The sequence below is a fragment of the Paenibacillus mobilis genome (assembly GCF_058267595.1).
Map to the genome: position 1 here is coordinate 34,894 of NZ_JBZCMS010000015.1, position 23,993 is coordinate 58,886.

Below are 23,993 nucleotides of genomic sequence, written 5' to 3' on the forward strand. Positions count from 1 at the left end.
GATTAGACTACCGTAAACTGATAAAATAAAGAATGGACTAAAAAAACCGTGAATTTTGACGAAAATATTTCTATTAGAATTTTAGCATATAAATGATGATTTGTCAATAGACAGCCTGGAGAAGAGGGGATGAGGGGTTTGAGTATGACTGAACAATCTTGGCATGAAGAACAAAACCGGGTTAATCACGTAGTGAAAGTTATCGATAAACGGATTAAAGGACTCGAACAGGAAGTAGGCAGCGTCCGGACCGATGTGGTAGAGATGCGACGGGATTTCTGGGAAGATGTGACGATCAACTTCAGCGAAGCGGATGATGTAGGCGAAACCTCCACCAGCCTGAGGCAGCAGTCGGAAGTGCTGTCCGAGCGGGAACGAAGCCATAAACATTCCTTCGCGGCTTTGTCCAAGATGAAGCGGCTGCGGCAGTCCCCTTATTTTGGCCGAATTGATTTTGCGGAAAACGGGGAGCCCGCAGAACCGATTTACCTAGGAATCGCCTCCCTGCTCGACGAGGACGACCAGACGTTTCTGGTTTATGACTGGCGCGCACCTATCTCGAATTTGTATTACGACAGTACGCCGGGACCGGCTTCTTATAAAACGCCTGTTGGGAATATCGAAGGCGAAATGCTGCTTAAACGGCAGTTTATCATCCGGGACGCCCGAATCAAGCTGATGTTTGATACAGGGGTGACGATCGGTGACGAGCTGCTGCAGGAGGTGCTCGGCAGAAGCTCGGATGCCCAGATGAAAAGCATTGTCGCCACCATACAGAAGGAGCAGAACAGGATTATCCGCAACGACCGCAGCCGGATGCTGATCGTACAGGGGGCGGCCGGGAGCGGCAAAACCTCGGCGGCGCTGCAGCGGGTAGCTTACCTGCTTTATAAATACCGTGAGCATCTGCAGGCGGATCAGGTGATCCTGTTTTCCCCGAACCCGATGTTTAACAGTTATGTTTCTACCGTCCTGCCCGAGCTTGGCGAGGAAAACATGCTGCAGACGACCTTTCAGGAATACCTCGAACACCGCATTGGCCGGGAGTTCCAGCTTGAGGATCCTTTTGTGCAGATGGAATATGTGCTTTCCGGAGAAAGCGGACAACCCGGATATGACGCCAGAATCGAAGGCATCCGCTACAAATCTTCGTCGCTGTATCTGCAGGCCATGAACGGATACCGCAAAATGCTGGAAACGAACGGCATGTTGTTCAGACCGCTTCGTTTTCAGGGAAAAGAAATCGTCAGCCGCGAAGAGATCCGGCAGCGTTTCTACGCTTTCGATCGTTCCATAACGCTGGCTAACCGGTGCGATCTTTTGCGGGAGTGGCTGCTTAAGGAATTGGCGGATTTCAGCAAACGCGAAGTGAACGAACCTTGGGTGGAAGAGCAGATGCAGCTGCTGGACAGCGAGGATTACCAGATCGCCTACCAGCGTATGCGCCGCCAAAACCGCAAGAAAAACCGTTCGTTCACCGATTACGAGGACGAGAAGCTGATCTTGGCCCGGATGGTGGTCAGCGACCGCCTCAAGCCGCTGCGCAGATGGGTAAAGGCTCTGCGTTTCGTAGACGTTAAAGGCTTGTACGGCCAGCTGTTTGCCGATAAACAGGCCATGCTGGAGGCAAGCGGCGGCGATTTGCCGGTCTCCTGGGAGGAAATTTGCCGGTTTACCCTCGAGAATCTGGAGCGGGGCGAGCTGGCGTATGAAGACGCGACCCCTTATTTATATTTGCGGGAGCAGCTGCTTGGCTTCCGTTCCAACGGCAATATCCGTCATGTGTTCATCGACGAGGCCCAGGATTATTCGCCGTTTCAGCTCTTTTTCCTAAAAAGATTGTTCCCGAGGGCGCGAATGACGGCGCTGGGCGACCTGAATCAGGCGATTTACGCCCATGCTTCGATTTTGCAGCAAACCTCGACGCTGGCCCAGCTGTATGGCCCTGATGAAACCGAACAAATCACGCTTAAGCAAAGCTACCGTTCCACGCGGCAGATCGTGGACTTTACGCGGCAGATGATTCAAGGCGGCGAACAGATCGTTCCGTTCAACCGGGACGGGGATTTGCCTGAAGTCAGGCTGGCCGGAGGCCAGGACACCTTGAAAGCCGCGCTTTCTTCGGATCTCAAAGAGCTTAAAGCGCAGCATTATGAAACGGTCGCGATCATCTGCAAAACGGCCGAGGAAAGCCTGCAGGCCTTCGAGCTGCTGAAGGATGAGCATGAGCTGAAGCTGATCAAAAAAACGACGTTATCCTTTGACAAAGGCATTCACGTGATTCCGGCCTATTTGGCTAAAGGCGTGGAATTTGATGCCGTACTGATTTACGATGCCTCTGAAGAGCGTTATCACCGGGAGTCAGAGAGAAAGCTGTTTTATACGGCCTGCACCCGGGCAATGCACCTGCTTCATGTGTACAGCCTGGGAGAACCGAGCCCGTTTATCAAGGCTGTTGATCCGGCTGATTACCGGACCGTAGAATTGGAAGCCAGCCGGATTTAGGCATTTTGAAAGCGGATAAGAACGCCCGGATTAAACCACACTAACACCGTTGTGTTCGTCACAGAAAGGTGGTCAGGTTTGTGGGCAGCAAAAAGGGCGCATTAATGGCTTTGGCTTCAATCCCTTTTATTATGACCCTGGGGAATTCCATGCTGATTCCGATTCTTCCCCAGATTTCAGAAGAACTCGGGATCAGCTCTTTCGAAGCCAGCATGCTGATTACGGTTTATGGGATTGTGGCTATTTTGCTCATTCCGGTGGCCGGTTATCTTTCGGATCGTCTTGGACGGAAGGCGGTTATTGTTCCCAGCCTGATTTTAGCGGGCGTCGGAGGAGCCGTTTGCGGGGCTGCGGTTTGGCTAGGAGACGGAAAGCTGGTCTACTGGATTATTTTGGGCGGTCGATTGATACAAGGAATGGGCGCCGCCGGTGCTTTTCCCATTGTTATTCCCTTTGTCGGAGATATGTTTAAGGATGAGAAAGAGGTCAGCAAAGGGCTTGGAATCATTGAAACGTCGAACACCTTCGGCAAGGTGCTGAGCCCTATTTTGGGAGCAGCGCTAGGGATGGTTTTATGGTATTTGCCTTTTATTTCGATCCCGGCGCTTTGCCTGATTTCCGTACTGCTTGTCTTGTTTCTTGTCAAAACGCCGAAAAAAACCAAGGAACCCAAGAAACTGCGCGAGGTGCTGCATGACGTAGGCCATATCCTCAAGCAGGAAGGCCGCTGGTTGTACGCAATCTTTGCCATCGGCGGGATCTGCATGTTTTTGCTGTTCGGCGTGCTTTCTTATTTATCCGAGCAGCTGGAAGTCAAACATCATCTGCATGGCGTTGTTAAAGGCCTGGTGCTGGCGATCCCGCTTGCCGTGTTATGTTTGGCCTCCTATATAACAGGCAAGAAAATCGGCAAAAATAAAAACGTGATGAAGTGGGCTGGCGTATGCGGGATGGTTTTGTCCACCGTCTCTTTGTTCGGCATCGGGCTGTTCAATAATATTTATTTCGTGATCGGCTGTCTCGTTATTTGCGGTTCGGGGATTGGCGTTGTGCTTCCCTGCACGGATTCGCTGATTACGGAAGGCATTAAAGAGGATATAAGGGGAACGGTCACTTCTTTGTATAACAGCATGAGGTTTATCGGGGTTTCGTTTGGTCCTCCTGCCGTATCGCTGCTGGTCAATACCAGCCACCGGGTAATGTTTTTTGTCATTGCCGGAATTTCGCTTGTTGCGTTTGTGCTAATTTTGTTTGCTGTCAAACCCAAGCCGGAGAAAAAGGAAGGGGAAAATCGGATCCCCCGTCCGGCTCCTTCGGGTTGAGCCCGCCAAACAGCTGTATGAGCAATCAGACAGCTGTTTTTTTGTCTGCCTGTTCAGGAAAGAACAAATGGCAAGGCAAAAAAATAGTTTTGCGGCCCGTCTGCTTTTGGTATGATAATACAGGCGGATTATTGCGCTGCTTCTGCTTTTTATTCCTTGCGGAACTGTACCTTACATATGGTAACTCCCGGACGGGGCGTTCAGCACCCATTCGAGCATCAGGATCATGTCATCCAGGCGTTCGAGCTGCGCCTTCAGGGAAGGGCGCTGGTTGTCCTGGTCCGGCTGCAGGCTTGCAAGCCGGTCTTCGAGACGTTTTTTCTGCAGGTTCAGTTCATTGATCTTGGATTTGATTTGATGTTCGGTTCTCATGGGTCACCTCATAATTTCTTATTCTTGCATTATTATAACAATTGGCGGGAGAAAACAACATTGGTCCTGCGAGCATGGTGGAGGGTAAAGTGATGAATGGAAAACAAGCCGCGGGTTACCGCGCAGTCGAATGGGTGGAGCCTGGCATGACGGTAGGTCTCGGAACGGGTTCCACGGCTTACTGGGCTATACAGCGTATCGGAGAACGAGTGAAGGAAGGGCTGGAGATCCGGGCCATCGCTACTTCAAAGGCATCGGAAGAACTGGCTAGAGAGCTGAATATTCCTTTGTATGAGGCGGCCGATATTCCGCATATTGATATAACGATTGACGGAGCGGACGAAGTGGATCCGCAGATGGCTTTGATCAAAGGCGGCGGCGGCGCCCTGCTCCGGGAAAAGATGGTTGCTTTAAAAAGCGGCAAGCTGATCGTGGTCGCCGATGCCAGCAAAGATGTCGAGGTGCTCGGAACCTTTAAGCTGCCGATTGAAGTTGTTCCTTTCGCGTGCGAATGGACGTTTGATAACCTTCGGAAGCAATATGGAGTACCGATGGAATTCCGGCACAAAGACGGCCGTATTTATGTTACGGATAACGGCAACTATATTATTGACGCTTCTTTTGGTAGAATAGATAATCCGGAGAAGCTGGCTAATGAACTGAAGGCGGCAACCGGTATTGTGGACCATGGTTTGTTTGTGGGAATCGCCCACACTGTGGTGCTGGGCAATGAAGATGGGACGGTATCGGTCCGTTCCAGATAATCTTTTTTAATTCAGGAAAAAAACAGGGGGGATTCTTGTGCTGATCGATGCGAAACAAGGTCTTGAACAAGCCGAAGCCGAGGTAACAGAGCTTCTGGAGCTGGCTGTGCATGGGGATGAAGAAGCTTTGGCGGCCGCCAAAAACATGTACAAATCCGGAGACAGCAATCACCTGCTTCGCCTGTATCAGGAAGAAGGGGAGACGATCGGGTTGATCGGCTTTCATATGGATGCGGAGTCAGGTACCTTGACCATTCATCACATTAGCGTTTTCCCCGAATATCGCAACCAGGGATTTGGGCGCGGTCTGATTTTGGAAGCTTTAATGGAACAATCCCCGGATACCATCAGGGCTGAGGTGGATGAGGAAGCTGCGGATTTCTACCGCAACATCGGCTTTACGGTGACCGGAAACGGAACCAACGTTTCGGGCGGAGAAAGCTTCCAGTGCGTATACCATGCGGTGGAGCGGGAAGACGAGTTTTAACGGATCCCGATTAAGGATGGGATAAACACAAAAAGCCGGCGGTGACCCGCCGGCTTTTTGTGTTTACAGCGACATTTTCTTAAAGTAGCTGCGCAAGGCATATCCGCGCTCCTGGCGTTTCTTATACTTTGGCAGCTGTCTGTAAATCAGCAGGGCTTCCTCGTAAGCCCGTTTGGCATCTTCTTTTCTGTCCAAGGCCTGATACAGCCTGCCGAGCAGGTAATAAGCCTCGATGGAAGAGGATTGAATCCCCCTGAATTGTTCGGCATAATGAAGCGCTTTGGCGGGAGCTTCGCTGCGGTAGGCGGCAGCAAGCTTCAAATAAGGCTGGCCGTATTGTACACGTTCGTTGAGCCGAAAGGCTTGCAGGATCCGTTTCTCCCCTTCGTCCAGCTGTCCCAGTCCCAAGGCCGCTTGGCCGTAATCCGACCAGAATTCGGCGGACTCCTCGGAATAAGGCAGGCTATCTTCTAAAAGGCCGAGCGCTTCCCGGTATTTCTTTTGCTCGATCAGCAGCCGGGCCAGCTCCCTTTTGGAGGAGACGTCATACGGGCTGGCGGCAATTTGCTGGCGCAGCTTGGAGATGCCGCGGCGCCGTTTAAAAGGTTTGGTCAAGCTTGGAAAAAGGCCGACATACCTCCGGTCCAAAAGATACAAAATAACGAGAAGAACCAGTATGGCGAGAATGGGATTGCCTAACAGGCGCCATAAAATTAAAAAAATAAAAACCTTGGTCATCTTAAAGCCTCCACTGACACATTTGCCCGTTATTATACCATAATTTGAAAGTATTGACTCCGGGTGTCCAGGTTGACCACCGCCACGGGCAGATGATCCAGCTTGCCGTAGGAGGTCCAGTAGCCGGATAAGAATAGTCCGACGTAAATCAGCGGGACGAGCAGTAGAAAGATGGGGGCGATTCGTCCGTGCTTATGAAGAATAAGTTGCTTCCAATCATGGAAAATTAAGCACAGGCATCAAGAGAATAAAATGAGTCTTGTTTTTTTATAAAATTATTTTTGCCCGGACGGGGTAATAAGTTAAGATGGATTCAAAGGTTCGTCTGAAGAAAAAGATTCAAATAACCGGCTGGATAAGCCGTGAAAGGAGTGCGGAGTCAACCGATGTATACTTTGGTTTTGTTAAGACATGGGGAAAGCGTGTATAACCAGGAGAACTTGTTTACGGGCTGGACGGACGTGGATTTGTCGGATAAGGGGGTCCATGAAGCCCATGAGGCGGGCAAACTGATGCAGCGCGAACAGCTGACCTTTGATGTCGCTTATACTTCTTATTTGAAGAGAGCAATCAAAACGTTGTTTTTTGCGCTGGAAGAGATGGATCTGCTTTGGATTCCGGTCCACAAAACCTGGCAGCTTAACGAACGCCACTATGGCGCCCTCCAAGGACTGAGCAAAAGCGAGACGGCGAAAAAATACGGCGACGAACAGGTCATGCTGTGGCGCAGAAGTTACGATGTGCTTCCGCCTTCGCTCGCCCAGGACGATGAACGGTACCCGCGCAACGATATCCGCTACAAGGATGTGGAGGATAAATACATCCCGCTCACCGAAAGCCTGAAGGAAACCGTCGTCCGCGTCGAGGATTATTGGAACCGGGAAATTGCGCCGCAGATCAAGGACGGGAAAAAAGTGATCATTGCCGCACACGGCAACAGCCTGCGGGCTTTGATTAAATATTTGGAGAACATCGGCAATAAGGAAATCCTTGATTTGAACATTCCGACGGGCACCCCGCTCGTCTACAAGCTGGATGAAGATTTGAAGCCGGTCGATAAATATTATCTGGGCAGCGAGGAACGTACCGAGAAAAAAATCGAAAAGGTGGCCGATCCGGGGAAAATCATGGAATAAGCGGTCCCTGCCGGCGCCAAACTCAATAAACGGCCGGAAAAACCTCTCGAAGAGCAGAGATTTGAATCTCTCTTTTCGGGAGGTTTTTTTATCGTACATATTGCGGAAGAACTGGAATAGATATGTAGGAAACGAACATGTCCACCGGATCCCTGAGACCAAAAGAGGAGATGAACGAACAAATGAACTTTATTCACCGCAACATCGCCATTCAAGGCATAGGAACCGCAGTGCCGGAGTATAAGCTGGATCAGGCCGATACTTCGCAAAGATTGGGACAAGCCCTTTCAGACCGTCCGGATTCCATGCGCTGGGCTAAAAGGATTTTTAGGCAATGCGGCGTCGAAGCCCGCTATACGGTTGAACCGGAGCTGCTCAAGTCTTCCTCGGAATGCCGTTATTTTCCTAACTCGTCCGATTTAACCGTGCCTGGAACGGCTGAACGCATGGACACTTATAAAAAAGAGTCGGTGCCGCTTGCGCTGAAATCGGCCCGTCAAGCGCTTCAGGATGCCAACGTAGAGGCCTCGAACATCACTCATCTTATCAGCGTCAGCTGCACCGGCCAGTTTCTGCCGGGACTTGATGCTTGTCTGATTCAGGAATTGGGATTATCCCGCACCGTGAGCCGGATTCCCTTTAACTTCCTCGGCTGCGCGGCGGGACTGAAAGGCGTCTGCCTGGCCGCGCAAATAGTCAGCCGTGAGCCGGAAGCTAAAGTGCTGATCGTAAGCGTCGAGCTGTGCACGCTGCATATTCAGCCTTCCAGCGACAGGGAAGCGCTTTTTGGCGCCTCTTTTTTCGGGGATGGATCTTCGGCCTGCGTGGTGGGAACGCCAAAAGCGGGAGAAAACGCCGTCTTCCAGCTGGGGCGCGATCATTCCGTGCTGCTGACGGATTCCGCAGATGAAATGATTTGGGAAGTCGGCAATCACGGCTTTGACCTGTATTTGTCCCCGGACATTCCCAAGCTGCTGGGCCGTTTTGTTCCCGAGCAAATGGAGGTCCTGCTGGATGAAAGCCGGGAAGCCGAGCTGTGGGCCATTCATCCGGGCGGCAAAGGCATTATCGATGCGATTGAAAAAATGTACGAGCTTGCCGAAGCCCAGACGGAGGCAAGCCGAAGCATCCTGAAGGACTATGGAAACATGTCGTCCGCGACGATCCTGTTTGTGATGAACGAGATGCGCAGCAGGCTGGAGGAACGGCAGGCCGAAGCGGAATCCGGTGTAGCGATGGCTTTTGGACCGGGACTTACCTGCGAGATGATCCAAATTCAATATGTTCCGCAAAAATCACCGCACCGGGATAAAGCCCATGTCTAGAAGCTTCAAGTACCGGGCCGTGGAGCTTGAAGTCATGGACGACTTCTCGGACGGCGGGCCGGAGCTCCGCGAAGCCCTGGGGCAGATCCGGCGGCTGAACCGGATATTTGCGGCAGCAGGTCCTACCCTGTACGGCGTAAAAAAGCTATGGCGGGAGGCGGGGGCCCCCCGCCGCTTCACCGTTTTGGATATCGGTGCAGGCTCGGGGGACGTGAACAAGGCGCTTTTGCACTGGGCGGACGAAGAAGAGCTGGAGGTTTCGATTACGCTGTCTGACATTACGGAGGAGGCCTGCGCGGAAGCTCGGCTGCTTTACCTGGGAGAACCCCGGGTACGCGTCCAGCGCAGCGACTTGTTTGACCTAAAGCCAGCTTCGGCCGATATCGTCACCGGTACCCAGTTCGTTCACCACTTTCCTGCGGACGAACTTCCGAAAGTAGTCGGCCATATGCTGAAAGCTTCGCGGATCGGCGTAGTGATCAATGATTTGCACCGGCACTGGATGCCGTGGACGGCGGTTTGGCTGATGGTCCGTTTCCTGTCGGCGAACCGGTTTGTAAAAACCGACGGCCCCCTGTCCGTAGCCAAAGGTTTCCGGGCCGAAGACTGGCAGAGGTTAAGGCGTTCCCCGGAGCTGGAACACCTCGTTTATGCCTGGAGGCCATTGTTCAGGTATGCGGTGGTGATCGGGAAAAAAGAGAAGTAGACTTTTTTATAAAGGTATTTTCCGCAAATTAAAGGCGGAGGATGCCTTTTTTAAATGTGAGAAGGAAAATCGGCTTCCGCTCCACTTCCTTCTTTCTCTTTTTCACGGCCGGAAAATAGAGTTTAACCTTTTGTTTAACTTGTCGAAAACAATTCTCTACTAAGATGAAAGATAAGCTGCTAGAGGGACCCGGAGGGATGATGGGAATGAGGAAAGCGATAACCAGGCTGCTGAACATGGAATTTAAAAATAAGCTGACGCTGCTTTTTATTACGGTAGCGATTATTCCGCTCGGCATTCTTGGCGTGCTGACGTATAACTATTTCTCTTATTCCCTGCAAGAGAAGGTTTATCAGACGTTAATGGAAAGCACCTCGCAGGCCAACTACAGCATGAACTATTTTTTGGCGGATATCGAGCAGCTTTCTATGTACATATACAGCAATGCGGATATTCAAAACGTTTTGCTGCATGGACGGGAACGAAGCATCGCAGAGAAACATGAAGACGAAGTCCAGGTGACGAACATTCTGGAATCTTTTGTGGGTTTAAAGGATTGGAGCATAGAGATTTACATTTTGGGATTAAACGGCGACCGTTATTTTACGGGAGATTTGTTGCCCCGCGAATATGATCATTATAACTCCAACTGGGGACTTTTCCGCAAAGTAAGGCTGGTTCAGGGCAATCTGGTCTGGGATACCCACTACTCTATGAGCAAGCTGAACGATTACGGTTCGGTGCTAAGCTTAGGAAGAATGCTGAAGGACGTCCGGACGAATCAGCCTATCGGCTATCTGGTCATCGACGTCATGGAGACCGATCTGACGGACAAATACGTGAAAGCGGAGCTGTATCCGGATACTCAAATTTTTATGATCGACAACAATGGTTATGTCATTTCAGGCAAACCTTCAAAACAGCAGGTCGGGACCAAACTCCAGGTCCCTTATCTGCAGAAGCTTCTGGACGGAAGCAGGGGTTATTTCCAGACCCGCGGCGCGGGCGGAGAGAAAGACGCCGTCATTTACGACACCTCGAATACGACCGGCTTTAAGCTGATCAATGTTGTGCCCGTTAGTGTCGTAACGAAAGAAACTGCCAGCATCCGGCTGCTGATTATCCTTATGATTCTGGTAGGCATTATCCTCGCTTATTGGCTCGCGGCCGTTTTGTCTTTCCACGTCACCAACCCGCTGCGAAAGCTGCGCTCCCTGATGCGGAGCGTGGAAGGCGGCAATCTGAATGTGGCGTTCTCCTCCAAATATCAAGACGAAGTGGGACAGCTCGGCAAAAGCTTTAACAAAATGGTCGTTCAGCTCCGGCAGCTGATTCAGGACAACGTTGAAAAACAACGCCAGGTCCATCATGCCGAACTCAAAACGATTCATGCCCAGATGAACCCTCATTTCCTCTACAATACACTGGATTCCATCAACTGGATGGCCAGAATTCACGAAATTGACGATATAAGCCGGACGGTCGTGTCTTTGGGCGAACTGCTCCGGTTCAGCATACGCAAGGGCAACGACCTCATTCCCATTCAGGAAGACATGAAACAAATCCGCAATTATTTAACGATTCAGAAGATCCGCTTCGGCAGCAAACTTCAGATCGATATGCAAATCGATCCGGAGATCGAGACGTTATATACGCTAAAGCTGCTGATCCAGCCGCTTGTGGAAAATGCCATTATCCATGGGCTGGAGCCCAAGAAAGATACGGGAATGCTTAAGATCGTCGGCAGCAAAGAAGGCGACAGCGTTCAATTCATTATTCAAGATAACGGAATTGGTTTTGGCGGGGTGAAAGAGAGCAGGATCTCCGCGCCAGAGGATTTTTCTTCAGGCAAAAGCACGGGCCTGGGGCTCGAGACCGTTGAAAAACGGCTGTTTCTTTCCTTTGGGCATACGGCCGGACTTCAGGTTTTCAGCGAGCCCGGACACGGCACCAAGGTAGTCCTTGTCATCCCACAAATCAAAAGCGCAGGTGATAATCATGTATAAAGTGATGATTGTTGACGACGAATGGCTGGTTCGCGAGGGATTAAAGCAGACGATCCCTTGGCCGGACCTGGACTGCATCATTGTAAACGAAGCCGCCAACGGAGAAGAAGCACTGGGGAAGATGGAGGCAGTGACTCCCGATATCGTCCTGACCGATATCCGGATGCCCGGCATGGGCGGGCTGGAGTTCGCGAGCCGGATCAAACAAAGCCATCCGGACGTCAAGACCATTTTCCTGACCGGCTTCGACGATTTCCATTATGCCCGGACCGCGCTGCGCATGGGGGCTTTTGATATTTTGCTGAAGCCCACCAATCCCCTGGAGATCAGCAGGGTGATCGGCAGCGCCATCGAACAGATCACGGAGAATCGCGGCCAAACGGATTATACCCTGAAATTGGAGCATTGGCTCGGCAGCACTAAAACGCTGCTTACGGAGAAATTTTATTTCGACCTGATGATGAACCGAACGGATCCGGAAAGTTTGCAGCTGCTGAAAGAAATGCGCGTGAACGCCGATTTCAGTCCTTTTGACGCCTTTCGCGTGCTGATCGTCAAGCCGTCTTTGCCGGATTATGCGGCGGAGCTGGAAAAGCTGCAGGCTGAACTGCAGCCTTATTTGCTGGCTCCCCCGGTTCCCGTAGGTCAGGAGCTTTTGGCTTATATCCTGGCTGATACGGCGGACGGAACCTCTATTCAGCTGAGGCCGCAGACGCTGGAGGGCCTATCCGCATTCAAAGAGGGAAAAACGGCAGGCGGCGTCAGCTCTACGCACCAAGGCGAACGTTCGCTGGCTACCGCCTATGAGGAAGCCCGTTTTGCCCTGCAGTACGATATGGGATTTGGACAAGCCGGTCCGGCTTTCTATGAACAGCTGGTCCGTGAAGCCTCGCGTTGCCATCCGGCGGAATGGAGCGACAGCGAACTGCTTGAACTGGTGAAGTGGGGAAACCGCGAAACGATCGTAAAAAAAGTCCAGGACTGGTATTTGATGCTCTTCAGGCAGTCGGACGGCAACGAAGCGGCGTTTATGCGGCAGCTGGCTCAGCTTATATTCGGGGTTTATACCCTGCTGACCCGTTATTTCTGGGAGCTTGGCTGTCTGTCCGATACGAGGAGCTTTTTGGACCGGATGCAGAAAACCGGCACGCCCGAGCAGATGGCAAACTGGCTGGAGGAATTGCTTGGCGAGGTGAATGAAGCATATTTGCGGAGCAAGCAGCAGGGGCGCACGGAATTTGACAACGTGATGGATTATGTGAAGGAGAATTTTGACAAGGACTTGTCCATGCACGAGATTGCGTCCAGCCTGCATATGAGCGAAAGCCATTTCAGCCGCATTTTCAAAAAGAAGGTGGGTCAGAATTTTCAGGAATACGTGACGGAATTAAGGATGAGCAAAGCAAAGGATTTGCTGCTGCATTCGGAGATGCGCATTTATGAGGTTTCCCTTGCCGTCGGATTTCAGGATGCCCGCTATTTCAGCCAACTGTTCCGGAAAATGACTGGAGAAACGCCTACCGATTTTCGCCAGTCCCTGGTTGCGCACAGTTAGAAAGAGAACAAACAATTCCGCAATTTTGCCGCATTGTTGCTTGATCTCCCTCCTTTTATAGTGAATATGAACTTATTATTTTCAGGAGGCTGACCATGAAACAAATGAAATGGACAGGAATGATGCTGGCGCTAGGCTTGATTTTGTTATTAGCTGCCTGCGGGGGAAATACGTCAGGCGGAGCAAGCGGCGCCGCCAGCAGCAACGCGAAGGTGTCGGAGGAGCCGGCGGCTTCTGAAGCGGCATCGGAGGCTGCGGAAAGCACGCCGAGCACGGGCGGCAAACTCGTCATTTATTCGCCGAATGAAACGGAGATCAACAACCCGATTCTCAAGGAGTTCCAGGACCGCACCGGCGTACAGGTAGAGCTTGTGTCCGGGGGCACCGGCGATATGCTGAACCGGATCAAAGCGGAATCGGGCAATCCGCTGGGGGATCTTATGTTTGGGGGAACCGTAGAATCGCTGGACGCTTTCAAGGATTATTTCGAGCCTTACGCATCCTCCGAAATCAGCAATCTGAATCCGATGCTGACCTCCAAGGACAACAGCTGGACGCCCTTTACCTCCCTGCCTATGGTCATTATCTATAACAAAGAGCTGGTTAAAGAAGGCGAAGAGCCGACCAGCTGGAATGACCTGCTTAAACCGGAATGGAAGGGCAAAATCGCTTATGCCGATCCGGCCAAATCCGGCTCCTCTTATACACAGCTTGCAACGATACTGACGGCTTTTGGCAAAGACGACGGCAAAGGCTGGACGTTCATGGGCAAACTGGTCGATAACCTGGACGGCAAGGTGCTTTCCAGCTCCGGCATGGTGCCGAAAGGCGTAGCGGATAAAGAATATCCGGTAGGAATCACCCTTGAAGAAAATGCCCTCCGTTATGTGGAAGGCGGCTCGAAGATCGGAATCGTGTATCCTTCCGAAGGCACTTCGGCGGTTCCGGACGGCATGGCTATCATCAAAGGCGCCAAAAACGTGGATAACGCAAAATTGTTTATCGATTTCGCCGCAGGCAAAGATGTTCAGTCGTTGATTCAAACGGAGTTCAAACGCAGATCGGTCAGAACGGATTTGGATCCTGTACAAGGCGTAACGCCGATCGGAGACATTCATTTCGTGGATTATGATTTGAATTGGGCCTCCACGCAGCGTCAAGCCAATCTGGATCAATTTTCAAAACTGCTGACCGGTCAATAAGGATAAGTCAGTTAGGCCGTCCTTTTAAAAGAAATCAGTCTCGATCGTGCAAACGACGGGACTTTTTTCTTAAACAAACCTTTGAACTTTCAGCTTATACGTTACCGGAGGATCGCGATGAATATCATTTTTCAAGGCGTTTCGAAATATTTCGAACAAACCAAAACCTTGCACGACATTACGTTTGAAATTAAAGACGGAGAGTTTTTTACGCTCCTCGGGCCGAGCGGCTGCGGCAAAACCACGCTGCTAAGAACGATTGCCGGCTTCTACAGGCAGGACGAGGGCGATATTTATTTCGGGGAACGGCTGATTAACGCCGTGCCGGCCCATAAACGGAACATCGGCATGGTGTTTCAGAATTATGCGATTTTCCCGCATATGAGCGTCTATGAAAATGTGGCCTACGGGCTGAAAGCCCGGCGCATTGAGGGCGCTGAAATCAAACGACGGGTGCTGGAGGCGCTCGAGCTGGTCGAGCTGCAGCATTTAAGCCGCCGCAGTCCTTCCGAAATGAGCGGAGGACAGCAGCAGCGAGTGGCGCTGGCTCGCGCCATTGCGATTCGGCCTGCGCTGCTGCTGATGGACGAGCCGCTGTCCAATCTGGACGCCAAGCTGCGGGTCAAGATGCGTTCCGATATCAAAGCGCTGCAAAATGAACTGAAGATTACCACCATTTACGTGACGCATGACCAGGAGGAAGCGTTGGCCGTTTCCGACCGGATTGCGGTCATGCATCAGGGCGTTATCCAGCAGATCGACCCTCCCCGCGACCTTTATCTTTATCCCGTTAATCCGATGGTGGCTAATTTTATCGGCACCTCGAACAGTCTTGAAGTAACGCTGAACGGTTACGACGCTAAGGCAGAGCGGGCTTCCGTCCGTGTATTGAACCAAAAGGTGGCCGTCAAGCTCACCCGTCCGTACGAAGGGCAGGCGCTGCTTTCGATCCGTCCGGAACATATCGGACTGCTTGATCAGCCTGCTTACGCCGGCCAGCCTCCGGCGAGGGTAGAGCAAGCTCTTTTTCTAGGCGGGAAAATGCAGTACACCGTTTCGTTAAGCGGCGGACAGCGCCTTCAGGTCGAAAATCATTTTGCGGAACGGGAGGGGCTGTTCGAGAGCGGGAGGGAAGTTTACCTGGACCTGCGAATGGAGCACGCCATGTTATATGACCCCGCAGGGAAGGAGGCGATCGGGCATGGACGGGTTTAACAGCGGACAAAAGTCGGAGGAATTGGCGTTCCAGGCTGCAGGCCTGTCGCCGGGGACGGCCATGGGCGTTTCGCCTCGTCGTCCCGTCCGCTGGCCGGACCGCCTGAAGCTGCGCAGATGGGATTTCTGGACCGGGTTTACGCTGTTCATCTATGTATATTTATTTATATTTGTCGTTTATCCGCTGGGCTCCCTGCTGGTCAGCAGCTTTTTCGGCCCGGAGGGACAGTTTTCCTTGTCCCATTATTGGGATTTTTTGCGCCTGAAATTTTACCGCGCCGCCTTGGTCAACAGCTTGAAAATTTCCGGCCTGACCGCCCTGTTTGCCCTGCTGATCGGCGTTCCGCTGGCTTACGCTTCCGTGCGCAGCAATATGCGGGGCAAAGGGCCGCTGAATATTTTAATCATGATGTCGCTGATGTCGCCGCCGTTTATAGGCGCTTATTCCTGGATCATGCTGCTCGGCAACAACGGTTTGGTCACCCGTTTTTTTCACCTGATCGGAATTCCTTTTACGTCCATTTATGGACCTTCAGGCATTATTTTTGTGCTGACCATGCAGTTCTACCCTCATATCTATCTGTACGTTTCGGGAGCGCTCCGGACGGTCGATACCTCTTTGGAGGAAGCGGCGGAAAGTTTGGGCGTGCCCGTCTGGAAAAGAATGCTGACCATTACGCTGCCGCTCATTTTCCCGACTTTATCGGCAGGAGCGCTGATGGTTTTCATGGAGGCGTATGCCGATTTCGGGACCCCTCTGCTGCTGGGCCAGGGATATAAAGTGATGCCGGTTCTAGCCTATGACCAGTTTGTCAGCGAGATGGGCGGGAACGCGTCGATGGCCAGCACCATCAGCAGCCTGATGATTTTGTCGTCGATCCTGCTGCTGGCTTTGCAGCGGTATGCGTCAACCCGCCGGAACTATGCCATGAGCGGCATGCGGACGCCTAAAATTAAACGGCTTTCGCCGGGGCTTCGTCTGCTCGTCACGGTCGTAAGCTTCATTCCGGCGGTCATCTCGATCGTTCCGCAGATCACCGTGGCCGTGACTTCCTTTATCCGCACCAAAGGCCCGGTATTTCAAAGCGGGTTCAGCCTGGGCAGCTACGAAGAGATTTGGTTCCGCGTCAAGCAGGCTATTTTGAATACCTACACCTATTCGCTCGCGGCGATTTTAATTACGATTTTGTTCGGCGTATTTACGGCTTATTTGCTTGTTCGGCGCAGTTCCAGGATTACCGCGGTTTTGGACGGGTTAATTATGGTGCCTTACGTGGTTCCGGGCACGGTGGTAGGCATTGGTTTCATTATGGCTTTCAATAAACCGCCGGTTGTTTTAACGGGGACCTGGATCATTTTGGTGCTGGCCTATGCCACCCGGAAAATGTCCTACACCCTTCGCTCCAGCACCGGCATCCTGCAGCAGCTTGACCGTTCGGTCGAAGAAGCCTCCATCAGTCTGGGAGTGCCGCCTGTCCGAACGTTCTTTAAAACGACGCTGCGGTTGATGGCGCCCGGTGTCTTGTCCGGAGCGATTATCAGCTGGGTGGCCATGATCAATGAGCTTAGCACCACGATTGTTTTATATCATGGGGCAACGGCGACGATTGCCGTATCGGTTTACAGCGAGGTGGTCACCTCGAATTATGGGACAGGGGCCGCCTTGGCGACTATTTTGTCCGTTTCGGCGTTGATCTCGTTATTAATCGCGAATCGTTTAACCCGGAGTCCTTTAAATAAAGGGGTTTAGTTCCAATGAAAATACGCTGGTGGTTGGGAGCCGCTGTTATGGCCCTGTTGATTGCGACCGGATTCCTGATGTCCTGGCACGGGTCAAGCGGCAGCAAGCCGGAATACCAGACGGAGAATGCCGTCACGATCAAGATATGGACGTACAGCCCGTCGCTCGCCGCTTACTTTGAAACCTTCAGAAGAGAGCACCCGGATATCAATCCGCAGGTCCGGTTATTTCGTACCTCCGAACAGCTGTACACCGAATTAGCGGCTTCCATAACAGCGGGAAACTACCCTGATGTTGCCGAGCTGGACAGCGCTTATGGCATCACCTCGCTGGCGGACACCGGCGCGCTTGTGCCGCTGTCAGACGAGCTTGCTGCGCTCGCCGATCAAGACCTGGACGGCAAGCTACTGTCTTCCTACAGGTACAAGGACAAGCTGTGGGGACTCCCGTTCGGGAGCGAAGCCCCGGTTGTTTATTATAACGCCAATTTGATCGGTATCGACGAAGCCCGTCTGCTCAGGCAAAGCGGAACTTTCACCTGGGGAAACATGGTGAGTCTTGGCGTAGGTCTGACCATGGACCCGAATCAGGACGGCGTCAATGAATTTTGGGGCCTTGTCGCCGACGAAAACACTCCCTGGTATTTAAGCAATATGATCCAGATGGAGCGCAGAGCGGCCCAAGACCCGCAGAGCAGCGCATTCCGCTTATGGCATAACCTGGTTTACGCCTTTAAAATGATGCCTCCCTTGTTCAATCATCAGGCAACCAGCGCATTTATCAATGGACAAGCGGCTTTCCTGCTGTCTTCGTCGGCCAAAAGAGCAACGCTGGAAAGATATATCGGCGGCAAATTTGCCTTTGGCCTTGTGCCTTTTCCGGAGATCGCCGGCAAGCAAACGGTTATCCCGCTCAGCAGTGGTTGGGTGCTGCTGCGCACGGCAGCGGACAAACAAAAGGCCGGCGCCAAGCTGCTTGGCTATTTTATAGGCAAATCGGTGCAGGAAACTTTGTTAACAAAAACCTCGCTGCTGTCCGCAAGAAAAGACGGCGTTTCTATAACGCTGAAGAGGTCATCCCGCAATGCTGGCGCTAACGCCGGACAGGAGCTTTCCGATGCGGCTCAAGAGTCGCTGAAGCTCCCCGGCTTATTTATAGACGCTGAAGGGTGGGGGCTGGGAAGTCATATTTTCTGGCAAAAGCTGCTGGAAGTCCAGCAAGGGCTCGAAAGCTCAGATACCGTGCCTGGGGAGGAATAAGAGAAGCAGGGCAGGCCGAAAGTCGGCTCCTGGTTCCCGTCGTTTGCTAGGGAAGTTTATGAGGCAAATTTTCCTCCCTATTTGGAAAGTTTGCCGCATTGTCCGAAGGGCCGCCGCTTCTGCATAGTAAAGACATAGCCACAATCCAAGGAGGAGATAGCTTGTTTCACTTAACGAACAAAGTTTTCCGGCGTATCACGGGAACGGCTCTGCCCGCATTGCTGCTCCTGACTTCCGTTGCACTGCCGACCGGCGTGCATGTTAAGGCAAGCGCAGAGGATGAAACCGGCCTTCAGGGACCTGTCAGAGCCATCTATGATAATCTGCTGAATCCAAGAGGAACCGTCATGTCAATGGCTCATCGGGAGGATTGGAAACACCATCCCGAGAACTCCCTGTCCGCTCTGCAGGGCTCGATTGACGAAGGGGCGGACATAGCGGAATTGGATGTGCAGCGGACAAGCGATGGTCATTATGTGGCCATGCATGACGGCAGCGTAAACCGGACGACGGACGGCAGCGGCAATGTGTCGGACATGACCTGGGATCAGGTCAAAGCCCTGCATCTCAAAATGAGATGGGGAGACGTCACCGGGGATTCGAACAATCTGACCACGGAAACCGTACCGGAGCTCAGGGAGATGATGGAGCTCGCCAGCGGTAAAATTCTGGTTAACCTCGATAAAGTGCGCGACCTGTACGTGACGGCCAAAAACCGCGGTTTGGACGGCTTCACCTACTGGAATGAAATCTGGGACATGCTTGAAGAGACCGGGACGACGCAGCTGGCCATTTTTAAAGGAGAAATCGGAGATATCCCGCCGAGTGAATTCCAGCGTTGGGTAGAAAAGCTCCGGGAAAAATATCCGGATGCCTCGCCGCTTTACATGCCTATTTTTTCGCAAAATAATGGTTCGGCCCAGCAGCTGGTTTCGGTTATCGATGCTTTCGCCGCGGAGAGCCAGCTGGTGAAACCTGTCGGCTACGAGGTTCAGTTTAACAGCGAAACGGCCTCTTCCATTTCAGACCCGGTCGTACAGGAGATTCAAAGAACGGGCGCAAGAATTTGCGTCAACGTTATGGATGACGGTGTCTACAATTTTAAGGATTTGAATGCCGGCAACAATGACAGTGCCATGTATGCAAACCCTGAGAAAGGTTATCCTTGGGTCATTCAGCATGGCGGGAACATTTTGCAGACCGACGTGGCTCCGCTGCTCCACAGCTATTTGGAAAACTACGGCGGAGGCCCCGTTCAGGAGGCAACCCAAACGGTTACGCTGCAGCAAAGCACAGGGTATACGGGAACCTCGGATACTATGATCTACCAAAATCCAAGCTTACAGGATAACAATTCGGGCGCTAATGACCGGTTTGAGGTAGGTTCTTACAATCAGCCGCTTGAACGGCTGCCGGGCAGCCGGATTATGGAGGAGCTTGCGGGAGTAACAGCTTCGAACGAAAATACCGACGGGAAGGAAGTAGCCGCCAACCTGGTGGACAAAATGCTGGCTACCAAATGGCTGGCCCTCAGCCAGAACTCGACCTTGACGTTTACGTTTAATGAACCTGTCAGTTTGCAAGGTTATGCCTTTACTTCGGCTAACGATTCCCCGGGCCGTGACCCGCAGAGCTGGATTTTGGAAGGCTCGGCGGATAACGGCGAGACGTGGACGAAGCTGGATGAGCAGTCCGGACAGTCGTTCTCCGACCGTTATCAGACGAAACGTTATGCTTTTTCCAACGACGACATTTATTCGTTATACCGTTTTACGATCCAAAATACCGGCGGGGAAGCTTATACGCAGCTTGCGGAGGTTCAGCTTTCGGACGGCAGCTCCAATTTACCGGAAGGGGACGGCGGCGACCAGCGTTACGGATTAATTCGTTTTGATCTGGACGCATTGCCTAAAGGGGCGGTCGTCAAAGAAGCGGATCTTGCCCTGTATGTTATGAATACCCGATCCAATACGGGAAAGATTGAAGGACAGAAAATAGGTATCCATCAGGTCAACAAAGCCTGGGAAGAAGGCAGCGGAACTGGCATTGACGGCCGGAATTCGGGCGGTTCGGGAATAACCTGGACCAGCTTCATGGCGGATCCGGGTGCTTATGAAGTCGCACCGACTGTTGTCGATACCGTGTACGGGAGCGACGTGGAGAATTGGAAAACCTTTGACGTGACCGATCTTGCTCAGGCCTGGTCCAGCGGGAACGAAATCAACAACGGGATGCTGCTAAAGGTAGAAGACGAAGATGCGGATAAGGTATCCACCAAACAGTTTGCCTCTTCCGAGAACATTATCGCTTCCCTCCGTCCGAAGCTGACGGTCACCTATACGGTTCCGGTATCGGGCGTACAAATTGCGGAAGCAGATCAGCTTTCCATGCTGGTTGGGGACAGCCGCCAGCTTAGCGTGGTTATTTCTCCGGCAGGCGCTTTGAACGCAAAGGTGCTGTGGTCCTCCGCCGATGAACAGATTGCCAAAGTAGACGCGGACGGCACGGTTCATGCGAGGGCTGAAGGCGTCACTACGATTACCATTACCACGATCGACGGAGGCAAGCAGGCCAATATTCAGGTTGAAGTAGGAGCCACCGGCAGCACGGCTAACCTTAGCGGCATCAGCTTCTCTCAAGGAACCTTAACACCGGCTTTTTCGCCGGATATCAAAACTTATGACCTGGCGCTGGAGAGCAACAGCGGAAATACTATCTCCATCACGCCTGTTGCCGAAAATGCAAAAGCGTCTATAACGCTTAGCCATAACGGCGGAGAATCGGTACCTGTGGCCAGCGGAACTGCTCAGCCGTTCAGCTTGGCCGTTGGCGGCAATATTTTTAAAGCGACGGTTACATCGGCGGACGGTGCCGCTTCGCAGACTTATGTTGTTAATGTCCATAAAAATGCCCTCTTCTATCAATATGGCGCTAACGGATATACCGATGCTTCCGATGTTCATATTATTCGGGGGGATAGACATACGAATTCCAATACGGGCGCAAATAATGCGTTTGAGGTTGGATATTACGACCCTCTCGTTACGGACGCCAAATACGGTCTGATCCGTTTCGGCAGCCTGGATGAAATTCCGAAGAACGCGGTGATTACCAGCGCGGAAATGCATCTGTACCTGACGGCGGTCCGCGGACGCAATGCAGGCACACGTGTGGATAATACGACGATCGGCGTTCATGAAATCACGCAGCCGTGGGTCGAGGGCACGGGTACAGGAATTGACGGCTCGACCCGGTTGGATGAAAGCTGGGTATGGTGGAGCAATCAGCCTGCTTCTGATCCCGATCCGGTTAGTTCGGTTGTAGTGGGAACAACGCCGGGAACCTGGTATGCCTGGGACGTAAAAGAATTGGTCCAGAAATGGACGGCTGAACCTTCCAGCAATTTCGGCATGCTGCTTAAAAATCCGGATCCTGCGTTGGACAGCGACGTCATTGCGACCACTAAAGATTTTGCTTCTAAAGAAAATGCCGACGTCTCGCTCCATCCTTATTTGACCGTTACTTATGTGCTCCCTTCCGAAGGAGTGCAAATTACGCCGGACCGTCTGGACCTTGCGGCGGACAGTGAACCTTACCTGTTAGATGCCCAAATGGTGCCTTACAACTCGGCCGAGGAAGCCATGACCTGGACATCTGACAATGAAGCCGTTGCTACCGTGGATCAGGACGGCAAAGTTTATCCGCATGCTGCGGGTTCGGCTGTTATTACCGTTATGACGGAAACCAGCGGTTACCGGGCGCAGGCTGAGGTTATTGTCCATGAACCCGGCTCGGATGCCGGACTTGTTGCCCTGAATGTGGCGGGGGGAACGTTGGCGCCGGCTTTTGCACCGGAAGTAACGGATTATACGGTATATGTTTCTCCGAATTTGAGCCGCTTGACGGTTCAGCCGGTTGCGAGCGACGTTTTTGCTTCAATAAGCTTAAACGCTCCTGACGGTTCCGTACAGACGGTTTCCCAAGGAGAAACCTTTAAGCCGGTCCCTATAACCGGAGGCGATCAACTCCTGCTCAAGGTGATATCCGAAGACGGTTCCCAATCGACGACTTACCGGATGCAGATTATGCAATCCGCGGGTCTCAGCGGTCTTGCCGTATCGGATGGCGAACTTTCGCCGGCATTTTCTCCGGCCATTACAAGTTATACGGTATCTGTGCCTGAAAGTGTTTATTCGGTTCGTGTAACGCCTTCCGCCCTTGATCCGGCCCAGGCCATTACTTTGAGCCTGAACGGAGGCAGCGAGCAGACGCTGGCAAGCGGAATGCCGAGCGAAGAAATGAATTTGCTGCCGGGCAGCAACATCATTCTTGTCCAGGCTGCCGGGGTAGGCGGGGTGAGCAACCCGATGTATTCGATCCTTATTCAAAAAGGAATTTCCGGCAATCCGGAACCGCCGGGCGGCGAGCCAACGATGCAGTCCATAACTTTGGATCAGCCGGCTTATGCGCTTCAAAAAGGACAAACCCAGGCTACGGTGGTTGCCGCGGTTTATTCCGATGGTTCTACGCTTCCGATTACTGACGGAGTAACGTATCTGTCGACGAATCCGTCCGTCGCCAAGGTAAACAGCGAAGGTAAAATTACGGCTGCAGCGGCTGGTACAGCTAAAATTATAGCTTTGTATCTCGGTTATTACGCTGAAGCTGCTGTAACGGTGAAAGGCGACGATGGGTCCGGGGGACAAAATCCTGGCGGTGGAAATAACGGCGGTGGCGGTAATAATGGCGGAAACGGCGGGAATTCCGGAAGTCCGGGAAGCAGCGCTCCGGGACCTGTGCAAGACCCGTCCAGTCCTGACCCAGAGGCTCCGGAGCCTTCGGACACGGACGGAGATTCTGCGGATCCGTCCACGCCTGACCAGCCTGCAACACCTGAGCTGCCTGTTGTCAATTTCAGCGACCTTTCTTCCCATTGGGCGAAAGACGCGATTGAGGTGGCGGCCTCCAAAGGAATCATATCCGGTTTTGGCGACGGTTCCTTCCATCCGAACGAACAGGTTACGCGGGCCCAATTCGCGATTATGCTCGTGAACGCGCTTGGATTGAAGGGGCAGGAAAAGGCCTCGTCAGCCGGATTGAATTTTGCCGACCGCAGCGAGATTCCCGCGTGGGCCGGTGAAGGTTTGGCCGAGGCGGTTCAGGCCGGTTTCATCCATGGCTATGAGGACGGTACGCTGCGTCCAAATGCCAAGATCAACCGTGCCGAAATGGTTACGCTGCTGATGAGAGCGTTTGGATTGGCCGATGAACAACAGGCTTCCACAGCCGGGTTTACGGATTCGTCAGCCATTCCAGGCTGGGCGCTGCCTGCCGTCGGAGCAGCGGCTCAAATGGGGGTTGTTACCGGACGGGGAGAAGGACAATTTGCCCCTAAAGCAGAAGCCACGCGGGCTGAAGCCGTCGTTCTGATCGTGCGGCTGCTCGAACAGTTGAACAAGATTTAAACGAGAAAAGATCCGGCGTTAAGATCCGGCGTTATACACACGCCGGATCTTTTTTGTCCGTTCAATGCCACCTTTTTTGCCGCTCTAAACAAAAAAAGGACAAAAACCCTCGTATAAAACCTTAATACAAGGGCTTTTGTCCGGGTGCCCATTCTCAGGACACCCATCATGGGAGAGGACAGGAATATAGTAAAC

The 23,993-nt window shown here is 52.4% G+C and carries 16 protein-coding genes; 14 read left to right on the forward strand and 2 right to left on the reverse strand.

What is annotated here, in order from left to right; translation table 11 throughout:
* The first annotated feature begins 144 nt into the window (after positions 1–144).
* Both helD and bcbE read left to right on the forward strand, forming a co-directional pair.
* Positions 145–2,505 carry an RNA polymerase recycling motor HelD gene (gene helD / locus AC3ZPD_RS20620; protein ID WP_490986156.1) on the forward strand — a complete coding sequence of 787 codons (2,361 nt, stop codon included), beginning with the start codon at positions 145–147 and terminating at the stop codon, positions 2,503–2,505.
* An 80-nt stretch (positions 2,506–2,585) separates the two neighbouring features.
* Positions 2,586–3,827, forward strand: a complete 1,242-nt coding sequence (gene bcbE, locus AC3ZPD_RS20625) for a bacillibactin exporter BcbE (RefSeq protein ID WP_490986157.1) — start codon at positions 2,586–2,588, stop codon at positions 3,825–3,827.
* Positions 3,828–3,998: 171 nt separating this feature from the next.
* On the opposite strand, the gene AC3ZPD_RS20630 is transcribed toward bcbE, so the two are convergent.
* Positions 3,999–4,199 (reverse strand): hypothetical protein, encoded by a 201-nt coding sequence (locus AC3ZPD_RS20630; protein ID WP_490986158.1) that lies wholly within the window; start codon positions 4,197–4,199, stop codon positions 3,999–4,001.
* Between the two features lie 92 nt (positions 4,200–4,291).
* Here AC3ZPD_RS20630 and rpiA point away from each other — a divergent pair, with 92 nt between their 5' ends.
* A complete protein-coding gene (gene rpiA, locus AC3ZPD_RS20635) occupies positions 4,292–4,963 on the forward strand; it encodes a ribose-5-phosphate isomerase RpiA (protein ID WP_490986159.1) in 672 nt (223 codons plus the stop codon).
* Between the two features lie 37 nt (positions 4,964–5,000).
* Positions 5,001–5,450, forward strand: a complete 450-nt coding sequence (locus AC3ZPD_RS20640; RefSeq protein WP_490986160.1) for a GNAT family N-acetyltransferase — start codon at positions 5,001–5,003, stop codon at positions 5,448–5,450.
* Positions 5,451–5,513: 63 nt separating this feature from the next.
* On the opposite strand, the gene AC3ZPD_RS20645 is transcribed toward AC3ZPD_RS20640, so the two are convergent.
* Positions 5,514–6,188, reverse strand: coding sequence for a tetratricopeptide repeat protein (locus AC3ZPD_RS20645; RefSeq protein WP_490986161.1), 675 nt, complete (start codon positions 6,186–6,188; stop codon positions 5,514–5,516).
* A gap of 386 nt (positions 6,189–6,574) precedes the next feature.
* Between AC3ZPD_RS20645 and gpmA the strand changes: the two genes are divergently transcribed.
* The 10 genes from gpmA (at position 6,575) to AC3ZPD_RS20695 (ending at position 23,798) form a co-directional block, all read left to right on the forward strand.
* Positions 6,575–7,324 (forward strand): 2,3-diphosphoglycerate-dependent phosphoglycerate mutase, encoded by a 750-nt coding sequence (gene gpmA, locus AC3ZPD_RS20650; protein WP_490986162.1) that lies wholly within the window; start codon positions 6,575–6,577, stop codon positions 7,322–7,324.
* A gap of 182 nt (positions 7,325–7,506) precedes the next feature.
* Positions 7,507–8,649, forward strand: coding sequence for a type III polyketide synthase (locus AC3ZPD_RS20655; protein WP_490986163.1), 1,143 nt, complete (start codon positions 7,507–7,509; stop codon positions 8,647–8,649).
* Positions 8,642–9,355 carry a methyltransferase domain-containing protein gene (locus AC3ZPD_RS20660; RefSeq protein ID WP_490986164.1) on the forward strand — a complete coding sequence of 238 codons (714 nt, stop codon included), beginning with the start codon at positions 8,642–8,644 and terminating at the stop codon, positions 9,353–9,355. Before AC3ZPD_RS20655 ends, AC3ZPD_RS20660 begins: the two co-directional genes overlap by 8 nt.
* A gap of 206 nt (positions 9,356–9,561) precedes the next feature.
* On the forward strand, positions 9,562–11,361 hold the full coding sequence (locus AC3ZPD_RS20665) for a sensor histidine kinase (protein WP_490986165.1): 1,800 nt from the start codon (positions 9,562–9,564) through the stop codon (positions 11,359–11,361).
* Positions 11,354–12,916, forward strand: coding sequence for a response regulator (locus tag AC3ZPD_RS20670; protein ID WP_490986166.1), 1,563 nt, complete (start codon positions 11,354–11,356; stop codon positions 12,914–12,916). Before AC3ZPD_RS20665 ends, AC3ZPD_RS20670 begins: the two co-directional genes overlap by 8 nt.
* Positions 12,917–13,011: 95 nt before the next feature.
* Complete coding sequence (locus AC3ZPD_RS20675; protein ID WP_490986167.1) at positions 13,012–14,118, forward strand: ABC transporter substrate-binding protein; 1,107 nt, start codon at positions 13,012–13,014, stop codon at positions 14,116–14,118.
* A gap of 117 nt (positions 14,119–14,235) precedes the next feature.
* Complete coding sequence (locus AC3ZPD_RS20680; RefSeq protein WP_490986168.1) at positions 14,236–15,333, forward strand: ABC transporter ATP-binding protein; 1,098 nt, start codon at positions 14,236–14,238, stop codon at positions 15,331–15,333.
* Positions 15,320–17,083, forward strand: a complete 1,764-nt coding sequence (locus tag AC3ZPD_RS20685; RefSeq protein ID WP_490986169.1) for an ABC transporter permease — start codon at positions 15,320–15,322, stop codon at positions 17,081–17,083. The genes AC3ZPD_RS20680 and AC3ZPD_RS20685 overlap by 14 nt, the downstream gene beginning before the upstream one ends.
* A 38-nt stretch (positions 17,084–17,121) precedes the next feature.
* Complete coding sequence (locus AC3ZPD_RS20690; protein WP_490986170.1) at positions 17,122–18,333, forward strand: extracellular solute-binding protein; 1,212 nt, start codon at positions 17,122–17,124, stop codon at positions 18,331–18,333.
* 161 nt (positions 18,334–18,494) lie between these two features.
* Positions 18,495–23,798, forward strand: a complete 5,304-nt coding sequence (locus AC3ZPD_RS20695; RefSeq protein WP_490986171.1) for a DNRLRE domain-containing protein — start codon at positions 18,495–18,497, stop codon at positions 23,796–23,798.
* Positions 23,799–23,993: the final 195 nt, after the last annotated feature.

Bases quoted from the DNA above. Each gene is read 5' to 3' on its own strand.
- AC3ZPD_RS20630 (WP_490986158.1), bottom strand. From the start codon at position 4,199: ATGAGAACCGAACATCAAATCAAATCCAAGATCAATGAACTGAACCTG.
- AC3ZPD_RS20675 (WP_490986167.1), top strand. From the start codon at position 13,012: ATGAAACAAATGAAATGGACAGGAATGATGCTGGCGCTAGGCTTGATT.
- AC3ZPD_RS20645 (WP_490986161.1), bottom strand. From the start codon at position 6,188: ATGACCAAGGTTTTTATTTTTTTAATTTTATGGCGCCTGTTAGGCAAT.
- rpiA (WP_490986159.1), top strand. From the start codon at position 4,292: ATGAATGGAAAACAAGCCGCGGGTTACCGCGCAGTCGAATGGGTGGAG.
- helD (WP_490986156.1), top strand. From the start codon at position 145: ATGACTGAACAATCTTGGCATGAAGAACAAAACCGGGTTAATCACGTA.
- AC3ZPD_RS20670 (WP_490986166.1), top strand. From the start codon at position 11,354: ATGTATAAAGTGATGATTGTTGACGACGAATGGCTGGTTCGCGAGGGA.
- AC3ZPD_RS20680 (WP_490986168.1), top strand. From the start codon at position 14,236: ATGAATATCATTTTTCAAGGCGTTTCGAAATATTTCGAACAAACCAAA.
- AC3ZPD_RS20660 (WP_490986164.1), top strand. From the start codon at position 8,642: ATGTCTAGAAGCTTCAAGTACCGGGCCGTGGAGCTTGAAGTCATGGAC.
- AC3ZPD_RS20685 (WP_490986169.1), top strand. From the start codon at position 15,320: ATGGACGGGTTTAACAGCGGACAAAAGTCGGAGGAATTGGCGTTCCAG.
- gpmA (WP_490986162.1), top strand. From the start codon at position 6,575: ATGTATACTTTGGTTTTGTTAAGACATGGGGAAAGCGTGTATAACCAG.
- AC3ZPD_RS20665 (WP_490986165.1), top strand. From the start codon at position 9,562: ATGAGGAAAGCGATAACCAGGCTGCTGAACATGGAATTTAAAAATAAG.
- AC3ZPD_RS20690 (WP_490986170.1), top strand. From the start codon at position 17,122: ATGGCCCTGTTGATTGCGACCGGATTCCTGATGTCCTGGCACGGGTCA.
- AC3ZPD_RS20655 (WP_490986163.1), top strand. From the start codon at position 7,507: ATGAACTTTATTCACCGCAACATCGCCATTCAAGGCATAGGAACCGCA.